Annotated in this window: 15 protein-coding genes; 3 read left to right on the top strand and 12 right to left on the bottom strand. The window is 40.4% G+C overall.

The features are described 5' to 3' along the window. Positions 1–10 precede the first annotated feature (10 nt). Together ACWPKD_RS09055 and ACWPKD_RS09050 are read left to right on the top strand one after the other, a co-directional pair. Positions 11–643 carry a hypothetical protein gene (locus ACWPKD_RS09055; RefSeq protein WP_455412358.1) on the top strand — a complete coding sequence of 211 codons (633 nt, stop codon included), beginning with the start codon at positions 11–13 and terminating at the stop codon, positions 641–643. 3 nt (positions 644–646) lie between these two features. Beyond that, a complete protein-coding gene (locus ACWPKD_RS09050) occupies positions 647–2,512 on the top strand; it encodes a hypothetical protein (RefSeq protein WP_455412357.1) in 1,866 nt (621 codons plus the stop codon). A gap of 42 nt (positions 2,513–2,554) precedes the next feature. Here ACWPKD_RS09050 and hemF read toward each other — a convergent pair whose 3' ends face one another. Genes hemF through hemA form a run of 6 tightly spaced genes read right to left on the bottom strand, consistent with a single transcriptional unit; the run spans position 2,555 to position 9,224 of the window. Further along, positions 2,555–3,457: an oxygen-dependent coproporphyrinogen oxidase gene (gene hemF, locus ACWPKD_RS09045; RefSeq protein WP_455412356.1), complete on the bottom strand. Its 903-nt coding sequence runs from the start codon at positions 3,455–3,457 to the stop codon at positions 2,555–2,557. After that, positions 3,447–5,270: a hypothetical protein gene (locus ACWPKD_RS09040; protein WP_455412355.1), complete on the bottom strand. Its 1,824-nt coding sequence runs from the start codon at positions 5,268–5,270 to the stop codon at positions 3,447–3,449. Before ACWPKD_RS09040 ends, hemF begins: the two co-directional genes overlap by 11 nt. A 29-nt stretch (positions 5,271–5,299) precedes the next feature. Beyond that, the gene (hemE, locus tag ACWPKD_RS09035) at positions 5,300–6,325 is read right to left on the bottom strand and encodes a uroporphyrinogen decarboxylase (RefSeq protein ID WP_455412354.1); all 1,026 of its coding nucleotides are present in this window, start codon (positions 6,323–6,325) and stop codon (positions 5,300–5,302) included. Positions 6,326–6,380: 55 nt separating this feature from the next. Then, positions 6,381–7,049 carry a uroporphyrinogen-III synthase gene (locus ACWPKD_RS09030; protein ID WP_455412353.1) on the bottom strand — a complete coding sequence of 223 codons (669 nt, stop codon included), beginning with the start codon at positions 7,047–7,049 and terminating at the stop codon, positions 6,381–6,383. Then, positions 7,049–7,972, bottom strand: coding sequence for a hydroxymethylbilane synthase (gene hemC / locus ACWPKD_RS09025; protein ID WP_455412352.1), 924 nt, complete (start codon positions 7,970–7,972; stop codon positions 7,049–7,051). The genes ACWPKD_RS09030 and hemC overlap by 1 nt, the downstream gene beginning before the upstream one ends. Next, positions 7,965–9,224 (bottom strand): glutamyl-tRNA reductase, encoded by a 1,260-nt coding sequence (gene hemA, locus ACWPKD_RS09020; protein ID WP_455412351.1) that lies wholly within the window; start codon positions 9,222–9,224, stop codon positions 7,965–7,967. The genes hemC and hemA overlap by 8 nt, the downstream gene beginning before the upstream one ends. 230 nt (positions 9,225–9,454) lie before the next feature. On the opposite strand from hemA, the gene ACWPKD_RS09015 reads away from it, so the two are divergent. After that, on the top strand, positions 9,455–10,321 hold the full coding sequence (locus ACWPKD_RS09015) for a helix-turn-helix transcriptional regulator (protein WP_455412350.1): 867 nt from the start codon (positions 9,455–9,457) through the stop codon (positions 10,319–10,321). 38 nt (positions 10,322–10,359) lie between these two features. Here ACWPKD_RS09015 and ACWPKD_RS09010 read toward each other — a convergent pair whose 3' ends face one another. The 6 genes from ACWPKD_RS09010 to ACWPKD_RS08985 all read right to left on the bottom strand — a co-directional run bounded on the left by ACWPKD_RS09010 (position 10,360) and on the right by ACWPKD_RS08985 (position 15,482). Beyond that, positions 10,360–11,178: a hypothetical protein gene (locus ACWPKD_RS09010; RefSeq protein ID WP_455412349.1), complete on the bottom strand. Its 819-nt coding sequence runs from the start codon at positions 11,176–11,178 to the stop codon at positions 10,360–10,362. Positions 11,179–11,188: 10 nt separating this feature from the next. After that, entirely contained in the window at positions 11,189–11,950 is a 762-nt protein-coding gene (locus ACWPKD_RS09005; protein WP_455412348.1) for a hypothetical protein, read from the bottom strand. Between the two features lie 11 nt (positions 11,951–11,961). Further along, entirely contained in the window at positions 11,962–12,714 is a 753-nt protein-coding gene (locus ACWPKD_RS09000) for a hypothetical protein (protein WP_455412347.1), read from the bottom strand. A 429-nt stretch (positions 12,715–13,143) separates the two neighbouring features. Continuing rightward, entirely contained in the window at positions 13,144–13,938 is a 795-nt protein-coding gene (locus ACWPKD_RS08995) for a hypothetical protein (RefSeq protein WP_455412346.1), read from the bottom strand. 3 nt (positions 13,939–13,941) lie between these two features. After that, the gene (locus tag ACWPKD_RS08990; RefSeq protein WP_455412345.1) at positions 13,942–14,724 is read right to left on the bottom strand and encodes a hypothetical protein; all 783 of its coding nucleotides are present in this window, start codon (positions 14,722–14,724) and stop codon (positions 13,942–13,944) included. A gap of 11 nt (positions 14,725–14,735) precedes the next feature. Continuing rightward, complete coding sequence (locus ACWPKD_RS08985) at positions 14,736–15,482, bottom strand: hypothetical protein (RefSeq protein WP_455412344.1); 747 nt, start codon at positions 15,480–15,482, stop codon at positions 14,736–14,738. Positions 15,483–15,742 lie beyond the last annotated feature (260 nt).

Below are 15,742 nucleotides of genomic sequence, written 5' to 3'. Positions count from 1 at the left end.
TTTTTGCGTCATGAAAAAATTGGTGTTATTAAGTATTTTCTTTCTACTTACGGGTTGTTTTGAAATTACTGAAAAAATCAAGCACAATAAAGACCAATCCGGGGAGTATAGCCTGGTGGTTGATTTTTCCGATTCGTGGTTGAAAATGAAATCGGCCATTATGCTGCAGGAAGTAGACGGTGTTGCCATTCCCAATGAAGAGGAGATCAAATCCAGATTAGCACAATTCAAAGCAGAGGCGTTAAAAATCAAAGGCATTTCAAAGGTTTCAACCTCGCACGATTTCAGCAATTACATTTTCAAGATTCATTTTTCGTACAGTTCTGTAGAAGCGTTGAATAAGGCTTTAAACAGTATAAACAAGAAAAACAACAGCATCCACTTTAAAGAGAGCGACGGTAAGTTTGAACGCATTGCGTCTTATCCTTTTCCTAAAGAGCTGACTAATAATAACGATAAAAAGGAAGATTTGTTAAAAGCGAATATCATTGCGGTCTATACTTTTGATAAAGAAGTGGCTGCCGTTCAGAATTCGAATTGTAAACTTTCAAAATCCAAAAAAACAGTGTTTTTAAAGCAGAATATATGGAATGTTTTAAATAACAATAAACTGATGAACAATTCCATAAGTTTTACCCCTTAAATTATGAAGAAGTACTTTTATTTATTTTTAATGCTTCCTGTCTTGGCTATCGGACAGGGAAAGAAAAAGAATTACGATTATTTTGTACAGTTCAACACGCAGCAGTTTGCTAAAAAAGCCAATCTGGACAGTTTGTTCAACCACAAAGTGTTTAAGACTTTCAATCAGGAAGAGTCCAAGTTAAAACTGAGCGAGTTTATGTCGTTAATAGACAAAACAAAACCAGTAACTATTCACGGGAATTTCACCGACAGTATACCGTATTATCAGATTTCATTGCCTTTGGTTAATGATAAGGGCATGACTGCCTTTGTTCAGCAGAAAATAGCGGAAGGAAAAACAAAGGATACAATTATTGAAACGATTAAAGGTTATCCGAAATACCAGGTGTATTCCCCTAAAAGCGATACATATACGCTGGCCTGGAATAAAAACAATCTAATCGTTTACGGTATTTTAAATTCAAACAACAAGAGGTTTCCAATGGAAACTTTGGCTGTTGAAGAACTTGTAGTGGACTCAACGGCAGTAGTTGAAGAGTATGCAGAAGAAGTTGTAGAAGTTGTAGAAGAAGCGCCGGTAGTAGCAGAAGAAGAGGATACTGTTAAAGTTGCGGCAGCAGATGATGAGGATAATGATGAGGATGAAGACGAAGAAGAGGAAGAAGATGAGACGTACAATGAAGAATACCTGACAAAGTGGAACGAAGAATTAAAAAAACAACGTGAACTGGAACGCATTGAAAAGCAGGCGAAGCAGGAAGCACAGATAGCGCTTTTATTTGAAGACGGTTTCGTGATGCCGGTTTCCGATAAGGTTAACGGTAAGGCTGATATTTCGGCCTGGCTGAATTACCAGTCGGTTTCCGGGAAAATGAGAGGTCTCAGCAGCATGTTCCGAATGATGCCTTCGACGCAGTCGTATGAATCAGAGTACGATATGAAAGGCATGAATTGTGACTTCTATTTTGAAAATGACAAAGCCCGAATCGAGCAAACGGTAGAATATTCCGAGGCACTGGCTAAAATCGTGGGTAAAACACTTTCCGGAAAACCCAATAAAAATATCTTTAAGCATTTCCCAAGTGAAGAACCGTTGGGGTACATGTCCTATCATTTCAATACGGAAGAAATGCTTAAAAATTATCCGAAACTGATAGAAAATGCGCTGGCAAGTTTACCGATTGAAAAACCGGATTCCGAAATTATTACGGATTTGTTCAGCACCCTAATCGACGAGGAAGCCACGGCAACCCTTTTTGATGGCGACTTGTCTTTGTTTTTGCATACCGTTGAGTCCTACTCGGAAAAAGTCCAATTGACAACCTACGATGAAAACTACGATGAGGTGACCGAAGAAAAAACAGTGCGTAAATCAAGACCGGTTTTTTCCATGGTGATGACCTCTACACATCCTACGATGCTTACTAAAATCCTGAATTTAGGTGTGCGTAAAAAAGCATTGGTTCAGGAAAACAACTATTATGTAATCCAGAAAGGGACTGCACAATTAGGTTCAGTAGTATTGTTTAAAGAAGGGGATACGTTTGTTGTGACCAATGGAATGAAATACCTGACCAACGGATCGAAATCCGATTTCGCTTCAAAGGTTAAAAAAGTGATGGCTAAAAATTCTTTATCAGGAAATCTGAACATTGCCGAATTGGTAAACCAGTTGATGACCGCTGAAGGTTCCCAGAAAGAAGCCGATAAAATGGCCAAAATCAGCAATCAGTTTAAAAATTTACAGTTCAAATCTTCCAAAAAACTGAAAGAGAACAAGATGAAATTTGAAATAGAACTAAACTCGAATTTCTCCGATCAAAATATCATTTTACAAGCTTTGGATTTCTTTACGTATCTGAAGTAATGGAATGAAATTAAAAACGCCGCACTTAAATGCGGCGTTTTTTTATACCCATTGGACAGGGTTGGCTAATACGTTGATTAATTTTTCTTCCGGGCTTCCTGCTTCCGGATGATGGTCGTATACCCACTGTACGTGCGGCGGTAAACTCATCAGGATGGATTCGATTCTTCCGTTGGTTTTTAAGCCGAATAAGGTGCCTTTGTCGTGTACCAGATTGAATTCCACATAACGTCCGCGACGGATTTCCTGCCACGTACGGTTGGCTTCGGAATACGGTATGGCTTTTCTTTTTTCCACTATCGGTAAATAGGCCGATAAGAAACTGTTACCTACTTCGGTTACGAAATCGTACCAGTTTTCCATAGTCATTTCCTCAGTGGCTTTGCAATGGTCGAAAAACAAACCGCCAATGCCTCGGGCTTCATCACGGTGGGCGTTCCAGAAATACTCATCGCATTGTTTTTTAAACCTTGGATAGAAGTCCGGATTGTGTTTGTCGCAGGCTTTTTTACAGGTTTGATGGAAGTGTTGTGCATCTTCTTCAAACAGATAATACGGCGTTAAATCCTGTCCGCCGCCAAACCATTGGTTCACGATATTGCCTTCTTTGTCGTACATTTCGAAATAACGCCAGTTGGCATGTACGGTCGGGACCATTGGGTTTTTCGGATGGATCACCAAACTCAGTCCACAGGCAAAAAAATCGACTTCACCTACGCCAAAATAGGTTTGCATGGCTACCGGTAACGCGCCGTGCACCGCCGAAATGTTCACACCGCCTTTTTCAAAAACGTTTCCGTTTTCAATCACTCGGGTTCTTCCGCCGCCGCCTTCGGGACGTTCCCAGATATCCTGACGGAATTTCGCCTGGCCGTCCATGTCTTCCAATCCTTTACAGATTTGGTCTTGCAGGGTTTGGATGTATTGGTAGAATTTATTCTTCATTTTCATCGAAGTTTAGATCTGAATCCTCTTCATCATTATACTCAAGGTTGTATTTTTCTTTCAGCAGGTTAATTTTTTCTTTTTCACCGAAGAGGTAAAAAGCGGTCTGGTCCCCAGTGTTCACCCAATAGAAATTCTCTTGGATATTGGTGTCCGCAACTATTAAGTCTAACAATTTGCTGAACGTTTCCATGTCGTACCAGTCGCCGGAATCTTCCGGAATCATGATATAACAGTTGTCTTTATAGCTAACCAGAAATTGGTAATGCCCTTTTTCTTCCGACTCCACCCATTTGAATTGCAGATAGGATTTAAGGCCAGAAATTTTATTTTTGGAATTGGCTGCAAAACTGCTTAAAAGGTCATCGTAATCAACCGGGATTGTACTGGCTTCCATATCGAAATTCACACAGACTTTGGCAATTTCCAGACAAGTGTAAATTGAATTTAGATTTTCATCGGCAAATTCATTCTTTTGGTATTCAGCAATTTGTTCTTTCGATATAGGTTTGTCAATGATTCCCATCATGTGGAGATCCGTATTGAGTTCCTCAAAGGTCTTGTTGTCGATGTCAAATTCCTTTTTCAGCCTTATTTTCAAGGGTTCGGCCTTAATGTTTTTATCAACTAAATTGTAAAAGTAGGGTTTCGTGCTGCCTTTGTAAAAACCGATCAGCCTTTGGTAATCAGAACCCTCGCGTAATCCTAAATTTTCAAAGTTAGTGAGAACAAGGTTTCTTGTGTTTTCATGATCGGAGAGGAATTTGTCTTTTTTTATGGTCTCCAGGGCTTCAAAATAAAGCGCACCATCGTTTAGAAAAGTTTTTATTGCTTCGGCTTTTTCCGGATCGCTTTTGTAACGTAGTTTAAACAGATCAATTCCTTTAAGCAATTCCTTTTTTGTGCTCTCCTCGCCCGGTTCATTTTGTATTAACTGCTCTAAAGAGGAAATGATTTTCTTCGCTCTTTCGCCGTCTCCGTTTTCAACTATTATTTCGGCTAAAAAAAGTTTCAAAACATAAGCGGAATAAAGATTTTCCTCTTTTGGTTTTTTGAAATCGTCTCTTTTTATAGGGTTTTTGTCGATATAATCGTAAGCCAGAGTTAAGATTTTCTTTTTTACGTTTTCAGAACCGTCTACCATATAATTAGAGATTCCGTCTTTTGTCCAGGATAAGTCACTTGAGGCGTTACCGTTTTGGAACAGCTTGATAACATACGCTATAGCTTTATCGCTTTTAGCCTCTTGTCCTAACCAATAAAAAAGCCTTTCGTTATCTGTGGATTTTCCAGAAATCAGTCTGTCTTCAAACAAAACAATATGGCCTTCAATATTGTTGTAACCTAAATATTGAATGACGGAATATTCAAGTTCTTTATTACTTATAAGTTTAAAAATAGCATCTTTAACAGGCGGGTCAAGCTGAAATGGCGTTTTAATTTCCTTGTAGTTTCTTTCCATTTCATCAAACAAATTCCCGATGCTCTCTTTGTTTTTACTTTCGAGAATCTGAACAACAGTAGGAATAACGGACTTGTCGCCATGCATATAACGTCGGCCAATGGCGGCATCGTATTTTGCTTTTTCTTCCGCTTCTTTTTTTGTTTTGATTGCCAGTTTTTTAGTTATATAGGCATCAATTTGTTCCACTTTGTCTTTATCCGTGATTCTTAAAACGGAAGGTGCGCTGTTATTTTTGCCGATATAACCCTGGATTTTCAGACTGTCTTTTTCCATGCTTTGCCCATAACCAATACAATTGAAGCCCGTCAAAAAACTTAAAAGCAGAAAGGGAAGAATTTTTTTTCTCATAGTTACTAACTGAATACTAAGACTGTGAACTATTTTTGATATTCCTTCACCGCTTCCACAAACGCTTTGGCATGATCCACCGGAATGTTCGGTAAAATCCCGTGGCCTAAGTTTACGATGTATTTGTCTTTCCCGAATTCGTCGATCATTTCGTGTACCATTTTCTTGATGGTTGGGATAGGTGATAACAAACGGCTCGGGTCAAAGTTTCCTTGTAACGTGATGTTGCCGCCGGTTAAGTAACGGGCATTTCTTGCCGAACACGTCCAGTCCACACCCAATGCAGATGCTTTCGATTTCGCCATATCATTCAGGGCAAACCAACAGCCTTTTCCGAAAACGATAACTTCCGTGTCTTCCGCTAACGCTTCCACAATCTGGTTGATGTATTTCCATGAGAATTCCTGATAATCTACAGGGGACAGCATTCCGCCCCAAGAATCAAAAATCTGCACGGCGTTTACACCCGCTTTTACTTTTTCTTTTAAATATAAGATGGTGGTGTCGGTAATTTTCTGCAATAGCGTATGTGCGGCAACCGGGTTTGAAAAGCAGAAGCCTTTCGCGGTATCAAAACTTTTAGAACCTTTTCCTTCCACGGCATAACAGAAAATTGTCCAAGGAGATCCGGCAAAACCAATCAACGGTACTTCGTCGTTCAGCATTTCTTTGGTCAGTTTGATGGCATCCATTACGTAGCCTAAACTTTCTTCAATGTTCGGGATAAATACTTTTTCCACCTGCTCCATCGAACGGATCGGATCCGGAATGATTGGTCCTAAATTGTCTTTCAGTTCCACGTGGATGCCCATCGCTCTTGGTACTACCAAAATATCAGAGAATAAAATGGCCGCATCCGGTTTTACGATACGGATGGGTTGTACAGTGATTTCAGCTGCCAGTTCCGGGGTTTCGCAACGGGTGAAGAAGTCATATTTGTCGCGCAAGGCACGGAATTCTGGTAAATATCTTCCCGCCTGACGCATCATCCACACCGGTGGGCGTTCTACGTTTTCTCCTTTTAAAGCTCTTAGAAATAAGTCGTTCTTTAACATAGTTTACAGTTTGCAGTCACAGTTTACAGTTTAGGAATCCTAAAAAGAACTGCTGCTATTTAAATTCATTGATACATTGTATAATCGTGTTTTCAATGGTGGGTTGATTCGCGATTACGATATTTTTTATACCTGAAATTGCGGCGGCATTGGCGGTAGTTTCCCCGATGCAAAAGGCGATTTCCTTGGTAATTTTATGCTGTTTCAGATAACTTTCCACCCCAGACGGACTGAAAAATAAAATCCCGTCCGGTTTGCTGTCGATCTTTTGTGGGGTTAATACGGTTTCATATACGTTGATTTCGTTGAAAACCACACCGGCCTCGGTTAAGGCTTCCGGTAAGGTATCGCGACGCAAATTGCCACTGAAAAAAGTGTATTTGTTGTTCGAATATATCAACGTGATGATCTCCGCCAAATCTTCGGCATAGCCAGTATGCGCTACTACATTGAACCCGTTTGCCTCTAACAGCGCTTTGGTTTTTAAGCCTACGCAAAAAACGTCTTTCGCTTTCAATTCCGAAACTTTCGGATGTTGTAAAACGCTTTCAACACCATTCTGGCTGCTGAAAATCAAAGTGTCGTGGGTGTTTTTTACATCGAAGGCAACCGGCTTTGTAGTGATGAAATCCGCTTCCACCACAGAAAATCCGGCATTCAGTAAGTATTGTTTCTGATTGGCCAACAGTTTTTTTGTTGACAGTATGCGAATAGGGGCACTCATTATTTTTTCAACTTCGATTTAATATCGGCCATCAGTTCGTTTCCGCCGTTATTTAAAATTTCCTGTGCGGAATGGAAGCCTAATTTTTTCCATTCGGCAATATCGACCGTTTTGTCGATTTCGATTTTTTGTTGTCCGTCGATGGAGAACAAAACGCCTTGAAAATGAAGTGTGTCGTTTTCTTCGTCATAAGTAGCCAAAGCTCCGATAGGCGCCGTACAGCCTCCTTCCAGCGTTCTCAAAAACTGACGCTCGATATACGTACAGATTTCCGTTTCGATATGGTTCAGCTGGCTTAATGCCTCTAAAGCGAATTCGTCCTGTTCCATCGCCACGACCATCATCGCACCTTGTGCCGGAGCCGGGATCATCCAGTCCAGATCAATATAAGTTTCGGGTTTCAGGTTGATGCGTTCCAGTCCTGCGGCTGCGAAAACTGCTCCGCTCCAGTCGTTTTCCTGTAATTTCTGCATGCGGGTGTTCACATTTCCGCGTAAGTCCACAACGGTGTGATTCGGATATTTATTCAGCCATTGTGCCTGGCGGCGTAAACTTCCGGTAGCTACGGTTCCTTCTCCGTTTAGAAAATCTGTATTTCCTTTATGAACCAGAATGTCAAGAACATTGGCACGTTCTAAAACAGCGGCTTGCACAATACCCTGGGGTAAAGCGGTCGGTACGTCTTTCATGGAGTGTACCGCAATATCTATTTTTCCTGAAATCATGGCAGCATCCAGGGTTTTGGTAAAAATACCGGTGATGCCCAATTCGTATAACGGTATGTCTAAGATGATGTCGCCGGTAGATTTTACGGCTACTATTTCCGTGGAATACCCAAGTTGTTGTAACTGGTGCTGAACAGTGTGTGCCTGCCAAAGCGCCAATTCGCTGTCACGGGTCCCGATGCGTATGGTTTTAGTCATTTTTTACGGTTTCTATCTGGAAGATTTTCTCGATCCACTGGATGCTTTCGTCTACCATGGTGTTGTCGTCTTTCAGATGATTGGCAAAATGGTTTGTGATTTTCTGAATGATGCGGTTGCTGATGATTTCAGCCTGCTCCTCGTCAAAATTGCTTATTTTTTTGCGCTGGGTCGTTAATTCTTTGTCCTTGATGGTATTCAGTTTTTCCTTCAGGGCATGGATGGTCGGTGCAAATTTTCGCGCCTTGGTCCAGCTGATGAATTCATCTTTGATTTCTTCGATTATCGCTTCGGCAGCCGGAATGTGTTTTTTACGGTTTTCCAGCGTTTCGTCGGTCATCTGCGATAAGTGATCCATGTGTACCAACGTTACGTTCTCTAACTCCTGCACGTTTTCGTTAACATTTTTCGGAATCGATAAATCCAGAATTAGCAAAGGCTTTTTAAGGTTTAATATCGCTTTGTCAATAGTTGGGTTCTGCGCACCGGTAGCCACCACTAAAACGTCTGCTTTCTGGATTTCCAGTTGTAAATCGGCATAATCTTTTACGATTAAGTTGAATTTACCGGCAATTTTTTCCGCTTTATCCTTAGTTCTGTTGATTAAGGTAATGTGATCATTTTTGGTATGTTTTACCAGGTTTTCACAAGTATTTCTTCCGATTTTCCCGGTTCCGAAAAGCAAAATGTTTTTATTGGAAATGTCTTCCACGTTGCGCATGATGTACTGAACCGCGGCAAAAGAAACCGAAGTGGCCCCTGAAGAAATTTCCGTTTCGTTCTTGATACGTTTGCTGGCCTGAATGACGGCATTGGTCAGACGTTCCATGTAATTGTTGGCCAAATCCGCACTTTTACTTTCGATAAAACTGGTTTTGATCTGGCTGATGATTTCGAAATCGCCTAAAATCTGGCTGTCCAATCCGGTTCCCACACGGAACATGTGGTGGATGGCTTCCGCGTTTTTATGTACATAGGCTACCTGTTGGAAATCTTCCAAAGTGCCCTGGGAATTGTCACAAAGTAATTTAATCAACTGAAACGGGTGCTGGGCAAAACCGTAAATTTCAGTACGATTACAGGTGGAGGTAACCAATAAGCTGTCGATTTCATTCGTTTTAGCTTGTTGTAACAGTCGGGCTTTCGCTTCGGAATCCAAACTGAATTTACCTCTGATCTCGGCGTCTGCTTTCTTATAACTCAATCCAACAACATAGAACGAAGCAGGCTTTGACAGTGTATTATTTTCCATTCTCTTCACTTTATCCTTAAAGTTCAACAAAAGTACTACCTACACTTTTATAAAAATAACGCTGGAAGTTCTTTTTATGTCGCTCAGGGATATTTTTTGGCGATTTTGACTTTTGAGCGTTATTTCTCTTAAATTTGTATGAAAATCAAGCCTTCAGAACCTTTTTATTTAGAGCGATTCTAAATAATTATCTGATTTTGATTTAAAGATATATACGAAAAAATACCGCTATGGGTTCTACGGAAGAAATAAAAATTGAAGAGGATTTTATCTTATTGCGTTTTCAGAATGATGCTGAGGAAACGGTTCGCTTTGAACGTCAGGTGCATACGGGTTTGATCCAGTTTCATTTCGGGTTGAAAGGCAGTGCGAAATTCATTTTCAACCAAGGAAATTATGCCTTGGATCTGAATGAAGAAAAATCGCTTTTGTTGTACAATCCGCAAAAAGAATTGCCGCTTCAGATGGAAATTGCCCCAAAATCCTGGGTGATTACCGTTTTGGTTTCGATCAAGAAATTCCACGGTTTGTTTTCAGAACAGGCCGAACATATTCCGTTTTTGAGCGATGAGAACAAGGGCAAGAAATATTATGGGGAAGAGAACATCAGCCCGTCCATGGCCATTGTACTGAATCAGATGTTTCATTATTCGCTGAATCCGTCGATAAAAAACATGTATTACAAAGGCAAAGGTTATGAACTGCTGAGTTTGTTTTTCAACCGTAACGAAGATCCCAATGCCGAGCAGTGTCCGTTTTTAATTGATGAGGAAAATGTGCAGAAACTCAAAAAAGCCAAAGAAATTGTAATCGCACACATGGCCGAACCGCCCGGTTTACAGGAATTGGCAGATCAGGTTGGTTTAAACCTGAAAAAACTGAAAATGGGGTTCAAACAGATCTATGGCGATACGGTGTACGGGTTTCTGTTTGATTATAAAATGGAACATGCACGCCGCTTACTGGACTCAGGTTCTTACAATGTAAACGAAGTGGGGCTGAAAATAGGGTACAGTACGGCAAGCCATTTTATTGCCGCTTTTAAAAAGAAATTCGGCACCACTCCTAAGAAATATTTATTAGAGAAGAGCCTTTAAATAAAAAAACGACCTTTTTGGTCGTTTTTTTATTTTTATTAATGGAAGTAGTGCGCTATAATCTGAACTTCGTCGTTTGCAGAGCCCAGATACATTTTCATTGCTCCTGAACCGTTAGTGTCCGAAACGGCTAATTGCGCGGTAAACATCGGGCAATAAGTTCCGGCTGGTAATTTTACATAATCGGTACCGGTATTGTGAAAGTTTTCGGTTTCTCCTCTAAGTAATTCGTGGTTGTTGTAATACTGACCGGTAAGGCCAAGACCGCCTCCAATAGTTGAAGTTCCAGAGTCTATTTCAAAATGGCCGCCAATGGTGTTACCATCTAAATCCGTGGTAACAACAGGGCCCATATAATCGTCTTTTCTGAAATACATTAAGGTTTGAATAATGCGTGCATGGCCGTCGTTCACCCTTTGATTGGCATTCTTTTCAATGTTCCAGGACACGGAATAATTGATTTCGATGATAGCCGGTTCAGTTAAGGTGAAAGTTGAGTTTGGAATGTCTCTCGGAATCCCTGCAAAAGTATAACCGTCTCCGTAACCGTGCTGTGTGATCCCATTGATGTTGGGTTCGCGTTCGTCACGGATGTAGTTTTCGGAATCAAAAAGAATAGCGATGTTGTTTTCCCGGGTCCCTAGGACTAAATCACCGTCGGCATCTACGAAAACCCTTGTGGTGTTTCCCGGTCCTAAATTGTTTGGGTTATTAGGATAACTTAAACCGTCTACTCTTACGGTAGAAGTGCCGCCGCCAACATGTAAACCCTGTTGCGGATTGGTGGTGTGGATTCCAACCTGTGCAAATAGGCCAAAAGGAATCAAGGCTATTAGTAAGTAAGTATAGTTTTTCATAGTGTCAGGTTTAATTGTAAATTCTAATACGTAATAAATCATGTTCGCCGCCAAAGCCTACGCTTGTAAATTTGGTAAGACCATCATTAATTTCAGCAAAAAACTTTAAGGAGTGGTTGCCGGCCGGAATTGTTGTGTACCCGTGACCATTGGTGTAGGAGTAACCTAAAATTCCCTGATCCCCTGAAGAGTAAGCTTGAGCATTAAGGCCGTATTTTTTAGATAATTCCACAGCGTCCAATCCGTCGTTATTGATATCAATGCAGAAGTAAAATTTAATTACTCGTACAGAAATATCATTAAAGGGGGTTAACGCAACGTTTAAATCTGTTCTGGATAATAAGGCAGTAATGCTGTATTTTACTTCAATTAAAGCAGTGGATGGAGAAGTAAAGGGTACTGTTGAAATTAAACCGCTGGCATTGGTTGTTAACAAGTTGTTGTTGATGATGGTTCCTCTTCCCAATGGACCGTCCGGCATAAAGTTTTGCAGTGTCAATAAGAAATTGATAGGTGCAATACTTCCATTTGGGCCAAGACCGTTATTGGTGGAAGGGTTAATTGTTACATCTCCTTTGTCGGTAACAAAAGCATGGGCTGGTTTGATACCGTCATTGAATTGTGGGTAATTAGCAGCGCTTTGGCTTTCAATTCTGATAGTAGAATTAGTTCCGGCAACATGAAGATCTGATAAAGGGTTGTTAGTCCCGATTCCAACCTGTGCATTCATCACGGCAGGAATAGCTATTAGTGTAAGTAGCAATTTTTTCATGGCTGTTCATTTTAATAAAGTCTCATGAATACAGAATCGGTATCAATTGCCATTCTCACAAATGTCGATTGAGAAGGTAGATTGGAGGATACTTCAGCTTTAAATTTGATCACATGTGCACCAGGGTTAAGCTGAATATAGGTCGTACTAGAATTATACAACGGACCAACCGCTGATAATCTATCGCTTGCAAGGTACGGTGCCGGGTTGTTAATGTTATTGTTCATATAACATTTTGAAGCTTGTCCGTACTTTCTAGTTAAATTGTCTAATGTGTAATATGTGGATATGCGTCTTGCGCCCCCATCTCTGACTCTTGTTAATACAGGGGCGTCAGTTAACCAGGTTTCGAAGCTAACACTGTATTTAACTTCTAAAATGGTCGGTCTTGTTACGGTGATGTTGTAAGTGAAAAATGTGGCTTCAACTTTTCCGTCGGCATCACCAGTAGTAAGTCTGATGTTGGAGGTTGGAATCGTGGTGTGGTCGATAGCATCACTTCCGTCGCTGTTCATAAAAGTGTCCAGCTTTAAGGTTAGTATGCCGTTACTGTCTACATAAAGCGGGAAAGTTGCGCTTGGGTTGATGTTTCCACCATTGTACTCGTTGTTGTCTTTGTCTAGACTCTCAACGCGTAATGTCCCAACGCTTTTTGCTAAATGCAGCTTTTCTTGTGGGTTTGTTGTTCCTATTCCCACAGCGGCCGTTTGGGCTTGAAGGAAGTAACAAAGGAGCAATGCGGGTAATAAGTAGGCGTTTCTCATGCTCTTTGATTTTTAGGGTTAATAAATCATGTAATAAAAAAGGGGGCTTTTAATAGTAAGATGTGTTTTTAATCAAATGGTTGCGTAGTTTTCAAAAAAATATTTAAAATAATAGTAATATAATAACAATGTTGCCTCAGTGTTATAAAAACATCAGTAAAATAAGGAAAAGGTTAAAAAATTATCATTTACTATGCATAAATATAACAATAGGTGGTTTTTGAGTTATAAAGAGTTTGTTTTTGGTTCTTTTCATAGAATTATAACCAGAATTTATTTTAATGGGGATAATTATTGTTATTTGTTGTAATACTTTAAAAAATACCGCTTTTAAATATTTTAAGGATATTTCCTATAATTTTATCACATCGCTTTAGGGCAAAAAAAAGCAGCCCTAAGGCTGCTTTAAAGAATATTCAGTATTTTATATTAATTATAGTAGTGAGCGATAATCTGAACTTCGTCCTGTCCTCCGCCCAAAAACATTTTTACGGCTCCGGTACCACCGGTGTTTCCAACTGCTAATTGCGCAGCAAACATTGGGGTATAAGTGCCAGGTCCTAATTTTACATAATCCGTACCGGTGTTGAAGCCAAATCGGTTGGCGCCACTCATGGAACCACAGGTATACATTTGTCCGTTTAAGCCTAATGCAAATCCAATGGTTAAGGGAACACCGTCTAAGTCTGTGGTTACTATCGGTCCTGCAGGGCCGCCTTGTCTTAAATACATTAATGTTTGTACAACCCTCGCATGCTGATCGTCAACAGGAACTCCTGATTTTTCAATTTCCCAGGAAAGCGAATAGTTAATTTCCACTATGGCATTTCTTGTTAAGGTAAAAGTGTCTAATCCCGGTCCTGTTTGTCTGGGCCATCCGGCTACGGTATATCCGGAACCCGTACCGGTCTGGTTCACTACATTAGCATCTGCTCCTCCGGTATCCTGAGGATCGCTTAAATAATTAAAAGGATTGAAAAGCACCTGGATATTGTTTGTAGCGGCTCCCAATACCAAATCCCCGTCAGCGTCCACATAAACCCTTGTAGAGTTTCCGGCACCTAAGTTGGCGGTATTGTTCACGGCATTTAAACCTTCCACACGTATGGTAGATGTGGCACCGGCGACATGCACCGATTCCTGAGGGGTGTTTGTGTTTATTCCTATCTGCGCCAGTAAGGAAGTAGGTAATAAATATAATAGGATGTATAATTTATGTCTCATGGCTTAATTGTATAATCTGATTTTTAAATAGTCCAAATCTCCTCCAAAACCAACACTGGTATATTTGTTTGTCCCGTCTGTTGTTTTTGCGAAAAACTTTAAGGAATGGTTACCGGCAGGGATATTGGCATAACCGTGCGCATTCATATAAGGGTATCCCATGATTCCCTGAACGGAAGAAGCCACTGCCTGTCCTTTATTACCATATTGTTTTGCAAGTTCAGCAGGACTAAGGCCGTCGTTGTTGATATCGATGCAGAAATACAGTTCATAGGTTCTGGCAGAACGATCGTCCAAAGGAGATCCCAGCGGAGTTGCAATCATATCAACGTCTGAGATTACTATTGTAACGCCATATTTTACTTCAATAAGCGCATTCTGCGGTGAGGTAAAAGGAACGGTGATCAATTGCATCGATGCAGTTGTTGTTGTCAAATCATTATTAAGTACTGTTCCGTTATACGGCGAGGGGCCATCTGGTATAAAGTTCCCAACATTGATAAGGAAGTTCAACGGAACCACACTTCCGGGAACACCACCGCCTGAAAGATAATTAGGCGGGTAAAGTGTCAGTTCACCGTCTTTGTCCACAAAAACAGGCGACAGTTTAATGCCGTCATTTAAAGCGGCACTGTTAACGGAATTCAGTTTTTCAATTCGGATAGTTGAGGTAGTTCCGGCCACATGTAAATCTTTTTGAGGATTAGCGGTACCGATACCTACATTACCAACCTGAGCATATAATGGTGCTGTAAGAAGGAATAGTATATAGTAAATTTTTTTCATAAGTTCATTTTTTAGTAAAGTCTCATAAATACCGAATCGTTTCCAATTGCAAAATTCACACGTGTGGCCATGGAGGCAGCTCCTGTGTTCAAGGTGCCATAAAAACGTAAAGTATGAGTACCCGGGGTTAGGGTAATGTATGTCGTACTGCAATTGTACATCGTTTCAGAGGCTGAATTCACTGGTGTTGCAGCCAAGTCATTGTTGTTGTAAAAACATTTCGATGCTTGTCCGTAACGTGGGGTCGTGGCAATTAAAGCAGGAGTGTCCAAGGTGTAAAAGGTGGTCACCATTCTTGGTCTGTTGTCTTTAACTTTTGTTGCCGCATCCCTCATCACCTGAAAACTGATACTGTATTTCACTTCCAACACAGCGGTTCTGTTCACCGTTACGGTATACGGTAAAATCACGACATCGCGATAGCCGGTAGGAACACTTCCCGCAAGCATTGTCAAAGTGGTTGCAGCCAGTGGTGTAGCAGCGGTAATTGCATCGGTACCGTCACTGTTCTGGAAGGTCGAAAGGCTTAACGTTAAATCACCACTGTCATTAACGTATAAAGGATAGGTTTTGTCTACACCTCCTCCATTATAGGAGTTGTTTGGGGAATTCAGGCCGTCAACACGTATGGTTCCCGTTGGTGAGGCGACGTGAAGCTTCTGTTGGGGGTTTGTGGTCCCGATTCCAACACCACTAACCTGAGCATAAACACAAGAGCTGATTAGTGTAAAAAAAGTTAAGATGTAATTTTTAATCATAGGGTTGATTGTTAATGAATGTTTTTTATAACATTTTCTGTTAATAGATGTTAAAAAATTAACATGGTTGCGTAACTATTTTGTTAAATTTCTATAAAATCATATTTGTAAGATAATGATTGTTAGTTTTTTGTCGATTATTAATGGCTTTTCATCTAATTTACGAAAAAAAATAACAAAAAAAATTTTTTAGCAAAAAAAAAATACTTATTGTAAGAAAACACATTTTTTATTGCGATTTTACTGATTTAACTCTTAAA

This window comes from Flavobacterium pedocola (assembly GCF_053764385.1).
This window is presented reverse-complemented; position numbering and strand designations above follow the sequence as displayed.

What these genes read in the sequence shown, in the direction of transcription:
- hemE (WP_455412354.1), bottom strand. Translation starts at nt 6,325, where the DNA reads ATGTTAAAGAACGACTTATTTCTAAGAGCTTTAAAAGGAGAAAACGTA.
- hemF (WP_455412356.1), bottom strand. Translation starts at nt 3,457, where the DNA reads ATGAAGAATAAATTCTACCAATACATCCAAACCCTGCAAGACCAAATC.
- ACWPKD_RS09000 (WP_455412347.1), bottom strand. Translation starts at nt 12,714, where the DNA reads ATGAGAAACGCCTACTTATTACCCGCATTGCTCCTTTGTTACTTCCTT.
- ACWPKD_RS09050 (WP_455412357.1), top strand. Translation starts at nt 647, where the DNA reads ATGAAGAAGTACTTTTATTTATTTTTAATGCTTCCTGTCTTGGCTATC.
- ACWPKD_RS09055 (WP_455412358.1), top strand. Translation starts at nt 11, where the DNA reads ATGAAAAAATTGGTGTTATTAAGTATTTTCTTTCTACTTACGGGTTGT.
- ACWPKD_RS08990 (WP_455412345.1), bottom strand. Translation starts at nt 14,724, where the DNA reads ATGAAAAAAATTTACTATATACTATTCCTTCTTACAGCACCATTATAT.
- ACWPKD_RS09010 (WP_455412349.1), bottom strand. Translation starts at nt 11,178, where the DNA reads ATGAAAAACTATACTTACTTACTAATAGCCTTGATTCCTTTTGGCCTA.
- ACWPKD_RS09015 (WP_455412350.1), top strand. Translation starts at nt 9,455, where the DNA reads ATGGGTTCTACGGAAGAAATAAAAATTGAAGAGGATTTTATCTTATTG.
- ACWPKD_RS09005 (WP_455412348.1), bottom strand. Translation starts at nt 11,950, where the DNA reads ATGAAAAAATTGCTACTTACACTAATAGCTATTCCTGCCGTGATGAAT.
- hemA (WP_455412351.1), bottom strand. Translation starts at nt 9,224, where the DNA reads ATGGAAAATAATACACTGTCAAAGCCTGCTTCGTTCTATGTTGTTGGA.
- ACWPKD_RS08995 (WP_455412346.1), bottom strand. Translation starts at nt 13,938, where the DNA reads ATGAGACATAAATTATACATCCTATTATATTTATTACCTACTTCCTTA.
- ACWPKD_RS09030 (WP_455412353.1), bottom strand. Translation starts at nt 7,049, where the DNA reads ATGAGTGCCCCTATTCGCATACTGTCAACAAAAAAACTGTTGGCCAAT.
- ACWPKD_RS08985 (WP_455412344.1), bottom strand. Translation starts at nt 15,482, where the DNA reads ATGATTAAAAATTACATCTTAACTTTTTTTACACTAATCAGCTCTTGT.
- hemC (WP_455412352.1), bottom strand. Translation starts at nt 7,972, where the DNA reads ATGACTAAAACCATACGCATCGGGACCCGTGACAGCGAATTGGCGCTT.
- ACWPKD_RS09040 (WP_455412355.1), bottom strand. Translation starts at nt 5,270, where the DNA reads ATGAGAAAAAAAATTCTTCCCTTTCTGCTTTTAAGTTTTTTGACGGGC.